Source organism: Kaistia sp. SLG-1, from assembly GCF_059699055.1.
The window spans coordinates 3629185-3645114 of sequence record NZ_AP048544.1 but is presented as its reverse complement, the minus strand read 5'-3'; the positions used below and the strand labels follow the sequence as shown (position 1 = coordinate 3645114).

At 68.3% G+C, this 15930-nt stretch carries 13 protein-coding genes; 8 read left to right on the top strand and 5 right to left on the bottom strand.

Annotated elements, in window-relative coordinates:
- Positions 1 to 9: 9 nt before the first annotated feature.
- The 3 genes from AC6HZP_RS16750 to AC6HZP_RS16740 are packed head-to-tail and all read left to right on the top strand — an operon-like array spanning position 10 to position 2593.
- Positions 10 to 1293 carry a cytochrome P450 gene (locus AC6HZP_RS16750; RefSeq protein ID WP_497523760.1) on the top strand — a complete coding sequence of 428 codons (1284 nt, stop codon included), beginning with the start codon at positions 10 to 12 and terminating at the stop codon, positions 1291 to 1293.
- Entirely contained in the window at positions 1293 to 1685 is a 393-nt protein-coding gene (locus tag AC6HZP_RS16745; protein ID WP_497523759.1) for a hypothetical protein, read from the top strand. Before AC6HZP_RS16750 ends, AC6HZP_RS16745 begins: the two co-directional genes overlap by 1 nt.
- A gap of 8 nt (positions 1686 to 1693) precedes the next feature.
- Positions 1694 to 2593: a class I SAM-dependent methyltransferase gene (locus AC6HZP_RS16740; protein ID WP_201400242.1), complete on the top strand. Its 900-nt coding sequence runs from the start codon at positions 1694 to 1696 to the stop codon at positions 2591 to 2593.
- 159 nt (positions 2594 to 2752) lie between these two features.
- On the opposite strand, the gene AC6HZP_RS16735 is transcribed toward AC6HZP_RS16740, so the two are convergent.
- Positions 2753 to 3664 (bottom strand): pseudouridine-5'-phosphate glycosidase, encoded by a 912-nt coding sequence (locus AC6HZP_RS16735; protein WP_497523758.1) that lies wholly within the window; start codon positions 3662 to 3664, stop codon positions 2753 to 2755.
- 248 nt (positions 3665 to 3912) lie between these two features.
- On the opposite strand from AC6HZP_RS16735, the gene AC6HZP_RS16730 reads away from it, so the two are divergent.
- The gene (locus AC6HZP_RS16730) at positions 3913 to 4602 is read left to right on the top strand and encodes an SDR family NAD(P)-dependent oxidoreductase (protein WP_497523757.1); all 690 of its coding nucleotides are present in this window, start codon (positions 3913 to 3915) and stop codon (positions 4600 to 4602) included.
- A 3-nt stretch (positions 4603 to 4605) separates the two neighbouring features.
- Here the strand turns inward: AC6HZP_RS16730 and AC6HZP_RS16725 are convergent, their stop codons facing one another.
- Positions 4606 to 5886, bottom strand: a complete 1281-nt coding sequence (locus tag AC6HZP_RS16725; RefSeq protein ID WP_497523756.1) for a serine hydrolase domain-containing protein — start codon at positions 5884 to 5886, stop codon at positions 4606 to 4608.
- Positions 5887 to 6169: 283 nt separating this feature from the next.
- Between AC6HZP_RS16725 and recA the strand changes: the two genes are divergently transcribed.
- From recA to AC6HZP_RS16705, 4 genes are all read left to right on the top strand, one after another.
- Complete coding sequence (gene recA / locus AC6HZP_RS16720) at positions 6170 to 7255, top strand: recombinase RecA (protein ID WP_201400238.1); 1086 nt, start codon at positions 6170 to 6172, stop codon at positions 7253 to 7255.
- A gap of 103 nt (positions 7256 to 7358) precedes the next feature.
- On the top strand, positions 7359 to 7718 hold the full coding sequence (locus tag AC6HZP_RS16715; RefSeq protein WP_497523755.1) for a GFA family protein: 360 nt from the start codon (positions 7359 to 7361) through the stop codon (positions 7716 to 7718).
- Positions 7719 to 7848: 130 nt separating this feature from the next.
- Complete coding sequence (alaS, locus tag AC6HZP_RS16710; protein WP_201400236.1) at positions 7849 to 10500, top strand: alanine--tRNA ligase; 2652 nt, start codon at positions 7849 to 7851, stop codon at positions 10498 to 10500.
- Between the two features lie 226 nt (positions 10501 to 10726).
- Complete coding sequence (locus tag AC6HZP_RS16705; RefSeq protein WP_497523754.1) at positions 10727 to 12517, top strand: cation:proton antiporter domain-containing protein; 1791 nt, start codon at positions 10727 to 10729, stop codon at positions 12515 to 12517.
- A 525-nt stretch (positions 12518 to 13042) separates the two neighbouring features.
- Here the strand turns inward: AC6HZP_RS16705 and AC6HZP_RS16700 are convergent.
- The 3 genes from AC6HZP_RS16700 to AC6HZP_RS16690 all read right to left on the bottom strand — a co-directional run bounded on the left by AC6HZP_RS16700 (position 13043) and on the right by AC6HZP_RS16690 (position 15887).
- The gene (locus tag AC6HZP_RS16700) at positions 13043 to 13771 is read right to left on the bottom strand and encodes an SDR family oxidoreductase (RefSeq protein WP_201400234.1); all 729 of its coding nucleotides are present in this window, start codon (positions 13769 to 13771) and stop codon (positions 13043 to 13045) included.
- 154 nt (positions 13772 to 13925) lie between these two features.
- The gene (locus AC6HZP_RS16695; protein ID WP_497523753.1) at positions 13926 to 14948 is read right to left on the bottom strand and encodes an aldo/keto reductase; all 1023 of its coding nucleotides are present in this window, start codon (positions 14946 to 14948) and stop codon (positions 13926 to 13928) included.
- A 108-nt stretch (positions 14949 to 15056) separates the two neighbouring features.
- Positions 15057 to 15887, bottom strand: a complete 831-nt coding sequence (locus AC6HZP_RS16690; protein ID WP_497523752.1) for an SDR family NAD(P)-dependent oxidoreductase — start codon at positions 15885 to 15887, stop codon at positions 15057 to 15059.
- Positions 15888 to 15930 lie beyond the last annotated feature (43 nt).

Genomic DNA, 15930 nt, shown 5'->3' with positions numbered 1-15930 from the left:
ATGATGTTCATGAACGATGGAAGCGCGCCTACCCGTCAGGCAGAGGCGCAGGCCTTGCCGGTCCGGATCGATCCGGTCACGCGGCGCGTTTCGATCGATGCCAAGGATCCGGTCTTCTTCCAGGATCCGTATCCGGTCTTCGAGGCGATCCGCGCCGTCACGCCGGCGTTCTTCTGGGAGGAGCAGGGCGTCTGGTGCTTCCTCGGCGCCGACGACGTCAACGCGCTCTATCGCGATCGCCGCTTCGGCCGCGAGATCCTGCATGTGGCGACCCGCGAGGAACTCGGCGTCCCCGAGATCCCGGCGCATCTGAAGCCGTTCTACGACGTCGACAACCTCTCCATGCTGGAGCGCGAGCCGCCGGTTCACACGCGTCTGCGGACGCTGGTCAACCGCGCCTTCGTCTCGCGCCAGATCGAGCGGCTCCGGCCGCGCATCGAGGCGCTCTGCCACGAGCTGATCGACGGCTTTGAGGCAAAGGGCGAGGTCGAGCTGATCGACGCCTATGCGACGCCGATCCCGATCACCGTCATCGCTGAGATCCTCGGCGTGCCGGTCGAGCGCGCGCCGGACCTGCTCGCCTGGTCGCATGCGATGGTCGGCATGTACCAGCTCGGCCGCACCCGCGCGATGGAGGACGCCGCTGTCGCCGCGACGCTCGCCTTCTCCGCCTTCCTGCGCGCGTATGTGCAGGAGCGGCGGGGCAAGCCGGGCGACGACCTGATCAGCCAGCTGATCGCGGCGGAAGAGAAGGGCGAGAAGCTCTCCGAGGACGAGCTCATCACCACCTGCATCCTTTTGCTCAATGCCGGCCATGAAGCGACGGTGCACGCGGTCGGCAATGGCGTCCGGGCGATCCTGCGCTCCGGCGCCGATCCGAAGGCGTTGTTCGCGTCCGACGAGACGACGGCCGCGACGGTGGAGGAATGCCTGCGCTACGACCCGCCGCTGCACATGTTCATGCGCTATGCGCTGGAGGATCTGGAGTTCGGCGGCATCCAATTGAAGAAGGGCCAGCAGGTCGGCCTGCTGCTCGGCGCCGCCAACCGCGATCCCGGTCGCTACGCCAGCGCCGATCGCTTCGACGCGACGCGCGAACCGAAGCCGCATGTCTCCTTCGGCCTCGGCATCCATTTCTGCATCGGCGCGCCGCTCGCCCGGCTCGAAATGCAGGTGGCGCTGCCGATCCTGTTCGAGCGCCTGCCGGGCCTCCGCTTCGCCGAGCCGCCCCGCTATCGCGACACCTATCATTTCCACGGTCTCGATGGATTGAACCTGGCATGGGATCGCTGATGCCAAATCTGGCCGGGAGAGTCGCCGGCGCCTTGACCGTCCTCGGCCTGCTGGCGGCAGTGCCGGCCGGCGCGCAGACGGTCGTCGACGGCTCGGATTCGAGCCTCGACCCCAGCCTGGTGGCGACGATCCAGGCTCTCGTGACCCGCGGCTTCGCGGTGCCGGGCGCGGCGGAGTTCCGCAAGCTGCACCTGTCGAAAGCGCGCAACGGCCGTGGCTATTGTGGCGAGGTGGCGGTTGCCGCCGGCGCCGATTTCGTGCCGTTCCATGCCATCCTCGAGGAAGCGGGGCCGTCGTCGCTGCTGCTGCTTTCCGACTACGCCAAGCCGGGCGAAGCCGGGGACAGGGAAACCGCCGTGCGGCTGCTTACCAATTTCGGCTGTCTGGAGTAAAAGTCAGGATGATCGAAGGACAGCCCAGCGCTACCGCCTTTCGCGTCGCCATGCGCCGCGCGGCGCATCAGCTTCTCGACAAGCCCCTGATTTTTGAGGATCCGCTCGCGCTGACCATCGTCGGCGGCGACCGCGGCTCCGTGTTGGCGCGGGATGAACTCTCGCGCGCCGATTCGCCCGGCGGCGAGACCATCCGTGCCTTCCTCGCCGCCCGCAGCCGCTTTGCCGAGGACCGGCTCGCCGCCGCCGTCGCGCGCGGCGTCCGCCATGTCGTCGTGCTCGGCGCCGGGCTCGATACCTTCGCCTATCGCAATCCCTACGCCGACAAGGGCGTCGTGGTGTTCGAGGTCGACTATCCGGCGACCCAGGTCTGGAAGCGCGAGCGGCTGGCCGCGACCGGCATTGCCGTGCCCGACAACGTGACCTTCGTGCCGGTCGATTTCACCACCGAGCATCTCGACGAAAAGCTGCTGGCGGCCGGCCTCGATCCGGCCGTGCCGGTGTTTTTCTCCTGGCTCGGCGTCGCCCCCTATCTGACCGAGGCGGCGATCCTCTCGACGCTTCAGATCATCGCCGGCCGCGTCGGCGGCGCCGAGGTCGTGTTCGACTACGCCGAGACGCCGGAGAAGCTCGGCCTGCTGCAGCGTCTCGCCTTCACCACGCTGGCGGGCCGCACCGCGAGCCTCGGCGAGCCCTTCGTCACCTTCTTCCGCCCCGATGATCTCGCCGGCCGGCTCGCCGCGCTCGGCTTCTCGTCGATCGAGGATCGCAGCGGTCCCGATCTCGGCCAGATCTATGTCGGCGGCTCCGCGGCGCTCGACCGCGCCACGATCGGTCATGTGGTGGCCGCCATCAAGACGGCCGCGACGACCGACGCCGAAATCCCGCTTCCCGCGACCGCCGCCTGATGGGCCGCGCCGGCCTCCGCCGGCGATCGCGAATCCGGAATTGAAAAAGGGCGCCTGTTCCGACGAACAGGCGCCCTTTCGCTATTTCATCCGAGCAAGACCCTCATCCAGCCCTTTCCCGCGGGCGGGAGAGGGCGAGGCGAGGGCCGTTCCGGTGGCTCAGACCAGCGCTGCCGCGATGCCGGCGGCGAGCTTGGCGTTGTTCTTCACCAGCGCGATGTTGGTGACGAGGCTGCGGCCGGAGGTCAGCTCGAGGATGCGGCCGAGCACATAGGGGGTCACGCCCTTGGCGCGGATGCCGTCGCGCTCGGCGTCGATGATCGCCGTCTCGATATAGGAGCGCATCTCCTCGGCCGGGATCTCGTCGGCGACGGGCACTGGATTAGCGACCAGCAGGCCGCCCTCGAGGCCGATCTCGGCGCGCTTGGCGATGAAGGCGGCGATGTCGCGGGCGGCGTCCAGGCGGAGCGGCGAGGGCAGGCCGCTGTCGCGCGACCAGAAGGCCGGCAGCGCGTCCTGACCGACGGTGACAACCGGCACGCCGAGCGTCTCCAGCACTTCCAGTGTCTTCGGGATGTCGAGAAGAGCCTTGGCGCCGGCGCAGACCACCGTCACCGGCGTCTTCGGGAACTCGTAGAGATCGGCCGAGACGTCATAGGTGGTCTCGGCGCCGCGATGCACGCCGCCGATGCCGCCGGTCGCGAACACCTTGATGCCGGCGAGATGCGCCGTGATCATCGTCGCCGCAACCGTCGTCGCGCCGGGACGGCCGGTCGAGAGCGCGAAGGCCAGATCGGCGCGCGACACCTTCAGCACGTCCTTGAGGCCGGCGAGGCGCTCCAGCTCGTCCGCCGTCAGGCCGACGCGGATCTTGCCGTCCATGATGGCGATCGTCGCCGGAACCGCGCCATTCGCGCGGATGATGTCCTCGACCGCGCGCGCCGTGGCGATGTTGTCCGGATAGGGCATGCCATGCGTGACGATCGTGGTTTCGAGCGCCACGAGGGGCTTGCCATCAGCCTTGGCGGCGGCGACTTCGTCGGAAAGGATGATGAGGTCTTTTGCGGACATCGAACAGTACCGTTCTTGGAGGCGCGGGCCGGCGCCCCCGACGGGGGCGCGAAGCGACCGCGAAAAGGCGGACCATGCCGATCCCGCGCGTGCGAGGCAAGTGCTTCGCGCTGGGCGGGTGCCATGCTTTTCGCTCATGGCAGCATGAAGTTCGCCGCGGCGCCCGGCTTCCGGCACGGCGTTGCCTTTTCTTTCCCCCCGGAAGTCGTTCATATCGATGCCGGATTGAACAGCAGAGAGCTTGAGGCATGACGAAGACCGCATTGATCACGGCCGCCAGCAAGGGCATCGGCGGAGGCATCGCAGAGCGGCTGGCCGCGGACGGCTATCGCGTCGGCCTGCTCGGGCGTTCCGAGGGCGTCGAGGCGCTCGCCGCCGAGCTCGGCGGTTTTGCCGTGCGCGGCGATGTGACGGATGCCGCTTCCATCGAGGCGCTGGTCGAGCGGGCGCGCGCGGAGACCGGGCAGATCGACGTCGTCGTCGCCAACACCGGCCATGCCGCGAAGAAGAAGCTGCTCGATCTCGACGATGGCGACTGGCATGCCGCGCTCGACATCTTCCTGCTGCCGACCGTCCGCCTGCTGCGCGCCGCCCGCGCCGAGCTGGAGCGCTCGAAGGGCGCGGTGATCGCGATCTCGAGCTTCGCCGCCAAGCGCAACGATCCCGATTTCGCCTCGTCCTCGGTGCTGCGCGCCGGGCTTTCGGCCTATGTCGGCGTCGCGGCGCGGCTGCTCGCCAAGGACGGCGTCAGCATCAACGCCGTCGCGCCCGGCTTCATCGATTCGCTGCCGAGCACGCCGGAGCGCATCGCCCGCATTCCGGCCGGCCGCTATGGCGAGGTCCAGGAAATCGCCGCGACCGTCGCCTATCTCGCCTCGCCCGAGGCGCGTTATGTCACCGGCCAGACGATCGTCGTCGATGGCGGCCTGACCGCCTGATCCTCACTTCGTCATCAGGTATTTCGCCACCGCCTCATAGGCGGGCAGGCTCGTCGGGTCGTTGGCGGCGTTGCTGGCGACGGGGTTGGAGGCGAAGCGGGCGATCACCATGCGCGCGGCCGGATCGACATAGATCGCCTGGCCGTGCACGCCGCGCGCCATGAAGGCGCCGTTCGGGTTGTGCGAGATCCACCACATGCCGCTGTAGCTCCAGCCCTTCAGCAGCGGATAATTGGCCTTGGCGAAGGCCGCCTTGTCGCCGCCGGCGCGGATATGGGCGATCGCCGCCTCGGGGATGATCTGCTCGCCGGCCTGCCTGCCATTGTCCAGCATCAGCTGGCCGATGCGCGCCATGTCGCGGAGGCCGGCGCTGAAGCCGCCGCCGGCGAAGGGCGTTCCGGTCGAATCGAGCGTGTAATAGGCGTCCTGCTCGGCGCCCATCCGGCTCCAGATCCGCTCCGACAGCAGCGCGGCGACGGATTTGCCCGTGACGCGGGCGATGATCCAGCCGAGCGCGTCCGAATTGATCGTCCTGTAGCCGAAGGCGGCGCCGTGTTCGCCCTCCTTCCGGACCGTCTTCAGATAGTCGAAATAGCTGCGCGGGCCGGTGTAGTCGGCCGGCTTCGGCAAGGGATTGCCGGCGGCCGAATAGATCCAGACGTCGGCGTCCGGGTCGGCATAGTCCTCGCTGTAGTGGAGGCCGGTGGTCATATCGAGCACCTGGCGCACGGTCGCATCGCCGAACGCGCTCTCAGTGAGTTCCGGCACCAGCGTCGCGACCCTGGCGTTCTCGTCGAGCTTGCCTTCCGCCACCAGCGTCTCGCCGAGCAGGCCGGTCAGCGACTTCGTCACCGACATCGCCGCATGCTTGCCGGTCTCGTCGAGGCAGCCGGCATAGCGCTCGTAGACGAGGACGCCGTCATGCAGGATGACGATGCCGTCCGTGTAGTTGGCGGCGAGCGAATCGGCGAAGCGCATCGGCTTTGTGTCGCCGAGCGGCGTGAAGGTCAGCGCGTCGATCGCCGGATCGATCGCGCGATCGAAGAAGCGCAGCGGACCGAGGCCGCGGCCGACGCCGACCGTCGGCGCGAGCTCGCGGAAATGGCAGACCGTCCAGCGCAGCTTGGGGAAAGCGAAAAAATCCGGATCGCTGTAGCGGATGATCTTGTCGGCGGGCGGCGGCGACCCCACCATCCAGCCGAGCTTGCCGGGATCGGATTCCTCGGCCGTCATCGGCGCCGTTGCCGAGATGGTCGTTACCGGAGCCGTCATGGGAGCCGTCATGGATTTTGTCTCTTGCGCCGATGCCGGGAGCAGCATGACCGAAAGCAGGGCGGCGGCGACGAAGCCCGCTTGGCTTCGTCCGGCCCGGAGCCTGGCAGAGCATCGCGACATAGATGGCCTCCCTTATGGATCGCCGTCCGGCGGCGACACATTACCCTAGCCTTGGAAGGCGCGCGCCGCCACTGGCGACGGCGCGGGTCGACGGGGCTTGCGGACGAGAACAAAACGTGTACATTGTCCGTGTTTGCTCACGTCCGAGCGGTGTGGAATAAGGAGCGCCGGAATGTCTCAATCTTCTCTCCGTCTCGTCGAAGGGGCCACCATGGACAAGTCGAAGGCGCTGGATGCAGCGCTCTCCCAGATCGAACGGGCCTTTGGCAAGGGGTCGATCATGCGACTCGGCCAGAACAAGGCCGTCGAGATCGGCACGGTTTCGACCGGCTCCATCGGCCTCGATATCGCGCTTGGCATCGGGGGCCTGCCGCGCGGCCGAATCATCGAGGTCTACGGGCCGGAATCGTCGGGCAAGACCACGCTGGCGCTGCACACCATCGCCGAGGCGCAGAAGAATGGCGGCATCTGCGCCTTCGTCGACGCCGAGCACGCGCTCGATCCGATCTACGCCCGCAAGCTCGGCGTCAATCTCGACGACCTGCTGATTTCCCAGCCCGATACCGGCGAGCAGGCGCTCGAGATCACCGACACGCTGGTCCGCTCCGGCGCGGTCGACGTGCTGGTCGTCGATTCGGTCGCGGCGCTGACGCCGCGCGCCGAAATCGAGGGCGAGATGGGCGACAGCCTGCCCGGCCTGCAGGCTCGCCTGATGAGCCAGGCGCTCCGCAAGCTCACCGCGTCGATCTCGAAGTCGAACACGATGGTGATCTTCATCAACCAGATCCGCATGAAGATCGGCGTCATGTTCGGCAATCCGGAGACGACGACGGGCGGCAACGCGCTGAAGTTCTATGCCTCCGTCCGCCTCGACATCCGCCGCATCGGCGCGATCAAGGAGCGCGACGAGGTGGTCGGCAACCAGACCCGCGTCAAGGTCGTCAAGAACAAGCTGGCGCCGCCGTTCAAGCAGGTCGAGTTCGACATCATGTATGGCGAGGGCGTCTCCAAGATGGGCGAGCTCGTCGATCTCGGCGTCAAGGCGGGCATCGTCGAGAAGTCGGGCGCCTGGTTCTCCTATGACAGCCAGCGCCTCGGCCAGGGCCGCGAGAACGCCAAGAACTTTTTGCGCGAAAACCCGAAGGTTGCTGCGACGATCGAGCTGGCGATCCGCCAGAATGCCGGCCTGATCGCCGAGCAGCTCACCAAGGGCGGCCCCGAGGACGACAGCGACGGCGACGACGCGCTCGAGGCGTAAGGAACAGGCCGGGGAGGGGATCGCCCGCCCCGGCGTCCGTCGCTCGATCGGGGCCGGCGCTTTTCGCCGGCCTCGCTGAAAGAAAAGTCACCGGGAGGCGAGGATGGCGGCGAGCGAGACGCGGGGCGGCGGCTGTCATTGCGGCCGGGTCCGGTTCACGGTGCGCGGCGATTTCGGCACGGCGATGTCGTGCAACTGCTCGATCTGCCAGAAGCGCGGCCACTGGCTCGCCTTCGTGCCGGCCGCGGATTTCACGCTCGAAAGCGGCGCCGACGACCTCACCGACTACCAGTTCAACCGCTTCCGCATCCATCATATGTTCTGTTCACATTGCGGCGTCGGCTCGTTCGGCCGCGGCGTCGGGCCCGACGGCGCCGAGATGGTGGCGGTCAATGTCCGCTGTCTCGACGACATGGATCTCTCGACCGTCACGGTCACCGCCTTCGACGGCCGCAGCCACTGAAACGATCCGTCTGGGGCCGGCTGACGCGCTTTCTGGACAGTCTGCTTGGCGGTCGCTACAAACGCCCGCACAATTCCTTCGGCAGGGCGCGCCAAGACGCGCTTTGCCTCTGTAGCAGGCGGGTCAGTTCATGAGCAGCGTCAACGACATTCGGTCGGCGTATCTCGGCTTCTATCAGAAGAACGGTCACGAGATCGTCGCGTCGAGCCCGCTCGTGCCGCGCAACGATCCGACGCTGATGTTCACCAATGCCGGCATGGTCCAGTTCAAGGACTATTTCACCGGCCGCTCCGCCGCGCCCTATCCGCGCGCCACCACCTCGCAGAAATGCGTGCGCGCCGGCGGCAAGCACAACGATCTCGACAATGTCGGCTACACCGCGCGGCATCACACCTTCTTCGAGATGCTCGGCAATTTCTCCTTCGGCGACTATTTCAAGGAGCGCGCGATCGAGCTCGCCTGGACGCTCGTCACCAAGGAGTTCGGCCTCGCGAAGGAGAAGCTCTGCGTCACCGTCTATCACGATGACGAGGAGGCGTTCGGCCTCTGGAAGAAGATCGCCGGCCTGTCGGACGACAAGATCATCCGCATCGCGACGTCCGACAATTTCTGGCAGATGGGCGACACCGGCCCCTGCGGCCCGTGCTCGGAGATCTTCTTCGACCATGGCGACCACATCCCCGGCGGCCCTCCGGGCAGCCCGGACGAGGATGGCGACCGCTTCATCGAGATCTGGAATCTCGTCTTCATGCAGTTCGAGCAGATCGCGCCGGGCAACCGCGTGCCGCTGCCGCGCCCGTCGATCGATACCGGCATGGGCCTCGAGCGCATCGCCGCCGTCATGCAGGGCGTGCATGACAATTACGACATCGACCTGTTCAAGGCGCTGATCCGCGCCTCGGTCGAGGCGACCGGGGTCCCGGCCGAGGGCGCCAACCGCGCCAGCCACCGCATCATCGCCGACCATCTGCGCGCCTCGAGCTTCCTGATCGCCGACGGCGTGCTGCCGTCGAACGAGGGTCGCGGCTATGTGCTCCGCCGCATCATGCGCCGCGCCATGCGCCACGCGCATCTTCTCGGCGCGGCCGAGCCGCTGATCTGGCGCCTGGTGCCGGCGCTGGTGCGCGAGATGGGCCAGGCCTATCCCGAACTGCTGCGCGCCGAGGCGCTGATCACCGAGACGCTGCGGCTGGAGGAGATCCGCTTCCGCCGCACGCTGGCGCGCGGCCTGACGCTGCTCGACGACGCGACGGGCTCGCTCTCCAGCGGCGCGACGCTCGACGGCGAGACGGCGTTCAAGCTCTACGACACCTACGGCTTCCCGCTCGACCTGACGCAGGACGCGCTCCGCGCCCGCGGCATCGCTGTCGACACCGACGTCTTCCAGAAGGCGATGGAGCGGCAGAAGGCGGAAGCGCGCGCCAACTGGGCAGGCTCGGGCGACACGGCGACCGAGACGGTCTGGTTCTCGCTGCGCGACAAGCTCGGCGCGACCGAGTTCCTCGGCTATTCGGCCGAGGCCGCCGAGGGCAAGGTGCTGGCGCTGGTCCGCGACGGCGCCGAGATTTCTGAGGCGAAGGCCGGCGAGCCGGTTTCGATCGTCGTCAACCAGACGCCGTTCTACGCCGAATCGGGCGGCCAGGTCGGCGATGCCGGCCGGATCGAGACCGAGGGCGGCGCCGTTGTCCTCGTCACCGACACGCAGAAGCGCGCCGACGGCCTGTTCGTGCATGTCGGCACGGTGGAGAGCGGCACGGTCAAGGTCGATGACGCCGTCCGCCTGATCGTCGATCACGCCCGCCGTGGCACGATCCGCTCGAACCATTCGGCGACCCATCTGCTGCATGCGGCGCTTCGCCGGGTGCTCGGCGATCACGTCGCCCAGAAGGGCTCGCTCGTCGCGCCGGAGCGCCTCCGCTTCGACTTCAGCCATCCGAAGCCGATCGACGAGGCCGAGTTGGCCTCGATCGAGGACATCGCCAATGCGGTGGTGCTGCAGGATGCGCCGGTCGTCACCCGCCTGATGGATCGCGACGAGGCGATGCATTCGGGCGCGATGGCGCTGTTCGGCGAGAAGTATGGCGACGAGGTCCGCGTCGTCTCGATGGGCGAGGACGGCAACAAGGCCTATTCGGTCGAGCTCTGCGGCGGCACGCATGTCGGCCGCACCGGCGAGATCGGCCTGGTGACGCTGGTCGGCGAGAGCGCGGTCGCGGCCGGAGTGCGCCGCGTCGAGGCGCTGACCGGCAAGGCGGCGCGCGATCACCTCGAGCTGCAGGACAAGCGCCTGAAGGCGGTCGCCGCGGCGCTGAAGGTTCGCCCGGACGAGGCGGCGGACCGCGTCGCCGCGCTGGTCGAGGACAAGCGCCGGCTCGAGCGCGAGCTCGCCGAGGCCAAAAAGAAGCTGGCGCTCGGCGGTGGCGGTGGCCAGGCTGCCGGCGACGGCGTGCGCGAGGTCGGCTCGGTCCGCTATCTCGGCCGCGTCGTCTCGGGCATCGCGCCGAAGGACCTGAAGGGCCTCGTCGACGACGCGAAGAAGGCGGTCGGTTCCGGTATCGTGGCGATTGTCGGCGTCTCGGACGACGGCAAGGCCGGTCTCGTGGTCGGCGTCAGCGAGGACCTCGTCGGCAGCTACAGCGCCATCGATCTGGTTCGCGCCGGCTCGGACGCGCTGGGCGGCAAGGGCGGCGGCGGCCGTCCCGACATGGCGCAGGCCGGTGGACCCGACGGCGCCAAGGCGGACGACGCGCTGGCGGCGATCGAGGCCGTCCTGGCAGGCTAGCTCTCGGTCACGCGAGGCGCGTGCCGTTTCGCGTGGGGAGAAGCGTTCGACACGGCGCCGACGCATTTCGGCTGCCACTATGGAGACAGCGAGGCTCCGGAGTCTCTTCGGGCGAAGCGGATGCCGCTTCGCGTGACGAAGATGCGATCGAACAAGGGCTGGAGCCTCTCATCGTTTCGAGGAAACGAGGAGGCTCTTGCCGCCAGGGGCTCCGGAGGGACGCGCTGTGGGACAGGCCGCAGGCAGGGAACTTCTGGTCTTCCTCGTCGCGGCGGGCATCGTCGTGCCGCTGTTCCAGTATATGCGGCTCGGCGTCGTGCTCGGCTTCCTCATCGCCGGCATCGCGGTCGGCCCCGGCGGCTTCGGCCATCTGGCGGAACGCTGGCCTCTCTTCAGCTATGCCGCGATCTCCGACGTCTCGCGCCTGCAGACCCTGGGCGATCTCGGCGTCCTGTTCCTCCTCTTCACGATCGGGCTCGAGCTTTCCTTCGCGCGGCTGAAGGCGATCGGCCGGCTGATGGTCAGCGTCGGCGGGCTGCAGGTCGCCTTCGCGACGGCCGCCATCTACGGGCTGGCGGCGTCGGCCGGCTACGAGTTCGACGATTCGCTCGTCCTCGGCATGGCGCTCGCCCTGTCCTCGACCGCGATCGTCACCCAGTCCCTGGTCGAACAGCGCCGCCTCGCCGCGCCGGCCGGCCGGACCACGCTCGGCGTGCTGATCCTCCAGGATCTCACCGTCGTGCCGATCGTCATCGTCGTCGGCATTCTCGGAAAGGCCGGCGCGAGCGGTGGCTCCGCCGTCGCGCTCGCGCTTCTCCAGGGCATTGGAATTGCCGTCGCGGTCGTCATCGCGGTCCTGGCGCTCGGCCGCTTCCTCGTGCGGCCGCTGATGCGGCTCGCGGGCTCGACCGGCAACCGGACGCTCCTGATCGCGATCGCGCTCTTGATCATCGTCGGCGCCGGCGCGCTGACCTCGGCGGCGGGGCTGTCGGCGGCGCTCGGCGCTTTTCTCGCCGGGCTGCTTTTGAGCGAAAGCGAATATCGCCACCAGCTCGATGTCGAGGTCGAACCGTTCAAGGATCTGCTGCTCGGCCTGTTCTTCATGACGGTCGGCATGACCATCGACCTGTCGATGATCTTCGAGCGCGGGACGGCGGTGACGACCTCGCTGCTGGTGCTGCTCCTCGTCAAGATGGCGACCGCCTATGCCGCCGCGCGGGCGAACCGGATCGAGCCGCCGGTCGCCATCGAGATGGCGTTCCTGCTGGCGGGCGCGGGCGAGTTCGCCTTCGTCATGTTCGCGCTCGCCTTCCGGGGGGAGGTCATCGACAGCGATGTGGCGCATTTCGCGACGACGGTCGCCGCCCTCTCGATGCTGTTCACGCCGATGCTGGGCGGGATCGGGGCCCGCATCGGCCGCCATCTCGAGGCGCGCCGCCATGCCGTCGTCCACGGCATCAGCGATGACGAGGATTATTCCGGCCATGTCATCATCGGTGGCTTCGGTCGCTTCGGGAGCATGGTCGGGCGGCTGCTGAAGGCGGAAGACATCCCCTATGTCGCGCTCGATCTCAACGTCGCGCATGTCGAGCGCGCCAAGAAGGAAGGCTTGCCGGTCTTCTTCGGCGATGCGACGCGGCCCGAGATCCTCGCCAAGGTAGGGGGCGACCGCGCGGTCGCCTTCGTGGTCACGCCGGACAGCGGCAACATGGCGGAAGACATGATCGCCGTCGTGCTGGCGCGCTGGCCGGAGGCCGTCGTGCATGCCCGCGCCCGCTCGGTCGGTCATGCGCGCGAGCTGCTGGATCTCGGCGCCAGGCATGTGGTGCCGGAAGCGCTGGAGGCGAGCCTGCAGCTCGCGGGCGGGCTTCTGGTGGCGATGGGCCTGCCGGAGGACGCGGCGGACCAGCGGCTGGCGCTCGCCCGCGAGATCGTCCATGCGCGCCTCAGGAGCGGCGACGATCCCGACACCTTCGGCCCCCAACTGCCGGCGGACAGCAGCATGGATGCTGACTAGAGGGCCGTGAGTGCGGAGGGGCGTTCATCACCATCCGGAAGGATGGGAAGGCCTTGGACGCCGGAGCGCGGCGCCCGCAAGACCCTCGCCGTCATCCCGGCCTCCGAGCCGGGATCCATTCAGCCGGGTTGGTGCCGCTTGGGGCTCCTGAGCGCGCGTCGCGATGGATCCCTGCTTGCGCAGGGATGACGGCGGAGGGTGGGTCTCGAGACCGTGCGTTCTTCGAGGCCCGAGCCGCGCGCGGGCGTCTTAACGTCGGGTCCGTAGTTCGGCACGCGAGCCCGAATTCTCGCTCGAACGGCACCGCCTCTTCACCTCTCCCTGAGGGAGAGGTCGGAGCGAAGCTCCGGGTGAGGGTTTAGGGAACCATCCGGAGAGGCCGTAAACCCTCACCCGCCGCACTTCGTGCGTCGACCTCTCCCTCAGGGAGAGGTGAAGGAAGAGCGTCCTGAGCCTCTGATGGAGATCTGCGACGTCCTCGGGAGGCGGTGCCTGAACCCTGCATGGCGGGTTCAGGCATTCCCCCTAGTTGACCATGAAGCCGCCGTCGACCGGCAGGGTCACGCCGTTGACCATCGAGGCGCGGTCGGACAGCAGGAAAGCGATCGTTTCGGCCACTTCGCGCGGCTCGATAAAGCGGCCGAGCGGGATGCGCTGCAGCATCGGGTCCGCCTTGGCGGGGTCGCTCCAGGCCTTCACCGCCATCGGCGTCAGCGTCACGCAGGGGTTGACCGCGTTGACGCGGATGCCCTGCCGGCCGAGCTCGTTCGCCATCACCGTCGTCAGGCCGTCGAGCCCGCCCTTCGAGGCGCAATAGGCGGCGTGATCGGCAAAGCCGATCCAGGACGACAGCGACGAGACGTTGACGATCGCGCCCTTGATGCCGCGCTCGATCATGTTGCGCGCCGTCTCCTGCGCGATCACCGCCGCGGCGATGACGTTGACGGTATAGAGGTGGTTGAAGCTTTCGACGCTGGTTTCGAGAAACGGCTCGAGAATGGTCGTGCCGGCGCAGTTGACGAGCAGGTCGATCGGCTGCGCCGAGCGGGCGGCGATCCGTGTCGCGACCGGGTCGGCGAGGTCGACGGCGATGGTCTCGCAGCCGATCGCGGCCGAAAGGCTGGCGAGGTCGTTCGGGTCGCGCGAGAGGGCCACGACGCGCGCGCCATATTCGGCCATCAGCTCCGCCGTGGCGCGGCCGATGCCCTTGCCGGCGCCCGTGACCAGAACGCGCTTGCCTGTGAATTCCGACATGATTTACTCCCGAATGCGGAGCGCCGAACCTAGCGCGAACGCGGACGGGAGTTCCATGGGCTTGATGCCGGTTTTCCGCCGGATCGTGTCCTGCCGCCCCCCTTTTATCGAGGGAGGCGGCAGGAGGTTTTGCTTCGATTTGGGAGGCTGACGGTCAGCCCGCCTTACGGCCTTCGCTTTGGCGCTCGAGCATCCAGCCGGGATATTCGGCCGGCAGCGCGCTGACCTTGTCGAGGCGCTCGAGCTCGTCGGCCGAGAGCGTCACCGCCGTCGCGGCGAGGTTGTCGTCGAGCTGCTCGATCGTCTTGGCGCCGATGATGACCGAGGTGACGGCCGGCTGGTGCAGCAGCCAGGCGAGCGCGATGCGGGCGACCGAGACGCCCTTCGCGTCGCCGATCTCGCGCAGGACGTCGATGACGTCGAAGGCGCGCGCCTTGTCGACCGGCGGGAAGTCGAAGCTGGCGCGGCGCGAGCCGTCCGGGCTGTTGCCGTCGCGGTCATACTTGCCGGAGAGAAGGCCGCCGGCGAGCGGGCTCCACACCATCAGGCCGACCTTCTGGTCGTTCAGCAGCGGAACGATTTCGCGCTCCAGGTCGCGGCCGGCGATCGTGTAGTAGGCCTGCAGCGAGGCGAAGCGCGCCCAGCCATGGTGATCGGCGATGCCGAGCGCCTTCATGATCTGCCAGGCAGCCCAGTTGGAGACGCCGACATAGCGGACATGCCCCTGGCGGACGAGGTCGTCGAGGGCGCGCACCGTCTCCTCGACCGGGGTCAGCGGGTCGAAGCCGTGGATCTGGTAGAGGTCGATATAGTCGGTGCCGAGGCGCTTCAAACTGGCCTTGACGCCGTCGAGGATGTGGCCGCGCGAGGCACCGCGGTCGTTGGGGCCGGGGCCGACCTGGCCCAGCACCTTGGTCGCCAGCACGATATCGCTGCGGTTGCGGCCGGAATTGACGATGGCGCGGCCGGTCACTTCCTCGGAGAGGCCTTCCGAATAGACGTCCGCCGTGTCGATGAAGTTGACGCCGGCGTCGAGGGCGCGCGCGACGATGCCGTCGGCGACGGACTGGTCGAGCTGGCCGATCGCGGTCCAGAAGCCGCGGCCGCCGAAGGTCATGGTGCCGAGGCAGATTTCGGAAACGAGGAGGCCGGTGCCGCCGAGTGTCTTGGTGCGCATGGGATCATCCTTCTGGGGAGGTGGCGCGGGGAGCGCCGTCGGGAACGGAGATAGGGCAGAGGCGCGGGCGCTCCATGCCGGAGCGCCCGGGGCAGGCGAAGGGTCGGGCTACAGGTCGGTGGTGTGGGAAAGCGGCCGCGTCGCCTCCAGCTCTCCCTGCAGCCGCTCGATCCTGGCGGCGAAGACGCCGGCCGCGTCGCTGCCGGCGGCGTAGCGGAACAGCGGCTTCTCGCGGGCGGCGAGGTCGACGATCACGCCCGCGAGCTTGACCGGGTCGCCCGCCTGCTGGTGGTTGCGGTCGCGGTAGCCCTCGCGGATCTGCGCCGAGGTCTCCGCATAGTCGGCGATCGGGTGGCTCGCGAAGCGCACCGAGCTCTCATCGAGAAAATCGGTGCGGAAGAAGCCGGGCTCGACGACCGTCACGTGGATGCCGAACGGCTCGACCTCGTGCGCCAGCGATTCCGAGAAGCCCTCGATGGCGAACTTGCTGGCGCAATAGAGCGAACCGCCGAGACCGCCGCGGAGGCCGGCGATCGAGGAAAGGTTGAAGATGTGCCCGGCGCGCTGCTTGCGCAGGACGGGCAGGATGGCGCGCGTCACGTCGAACAGGCCGAAGACGTTGGTGGCGAACTGGCGCTCGGCGTCGCCGGGTTCTGTCTCCTCGAACAGGCCGAGATGGCCGTAGCCGGCATTGTTGACGAGGACGTCGATGCGACCGAACCGGGTCACGGCCGCGTCGACGGCGGTGGCGATGCCGGCCTTGTCGGTGACGTCGAGGGGGAGGGCCAGCAGGCGGTCTCCGGCGCCGGCATGCGCCGCGACGATGCCGGCGGGGTTGCGGCCGGTTGCGACGACGCTGTCGCCGGCGGCGAGCGCCGCCTTGACGATCTCGGCGCCGATGCCGCGCGTCGCGCCGGTGACGAACCAGATCTTGCTCATGTCGAACTCCTTCGCTTGGCCTGCTGAAGATGGCGCGCGGGCT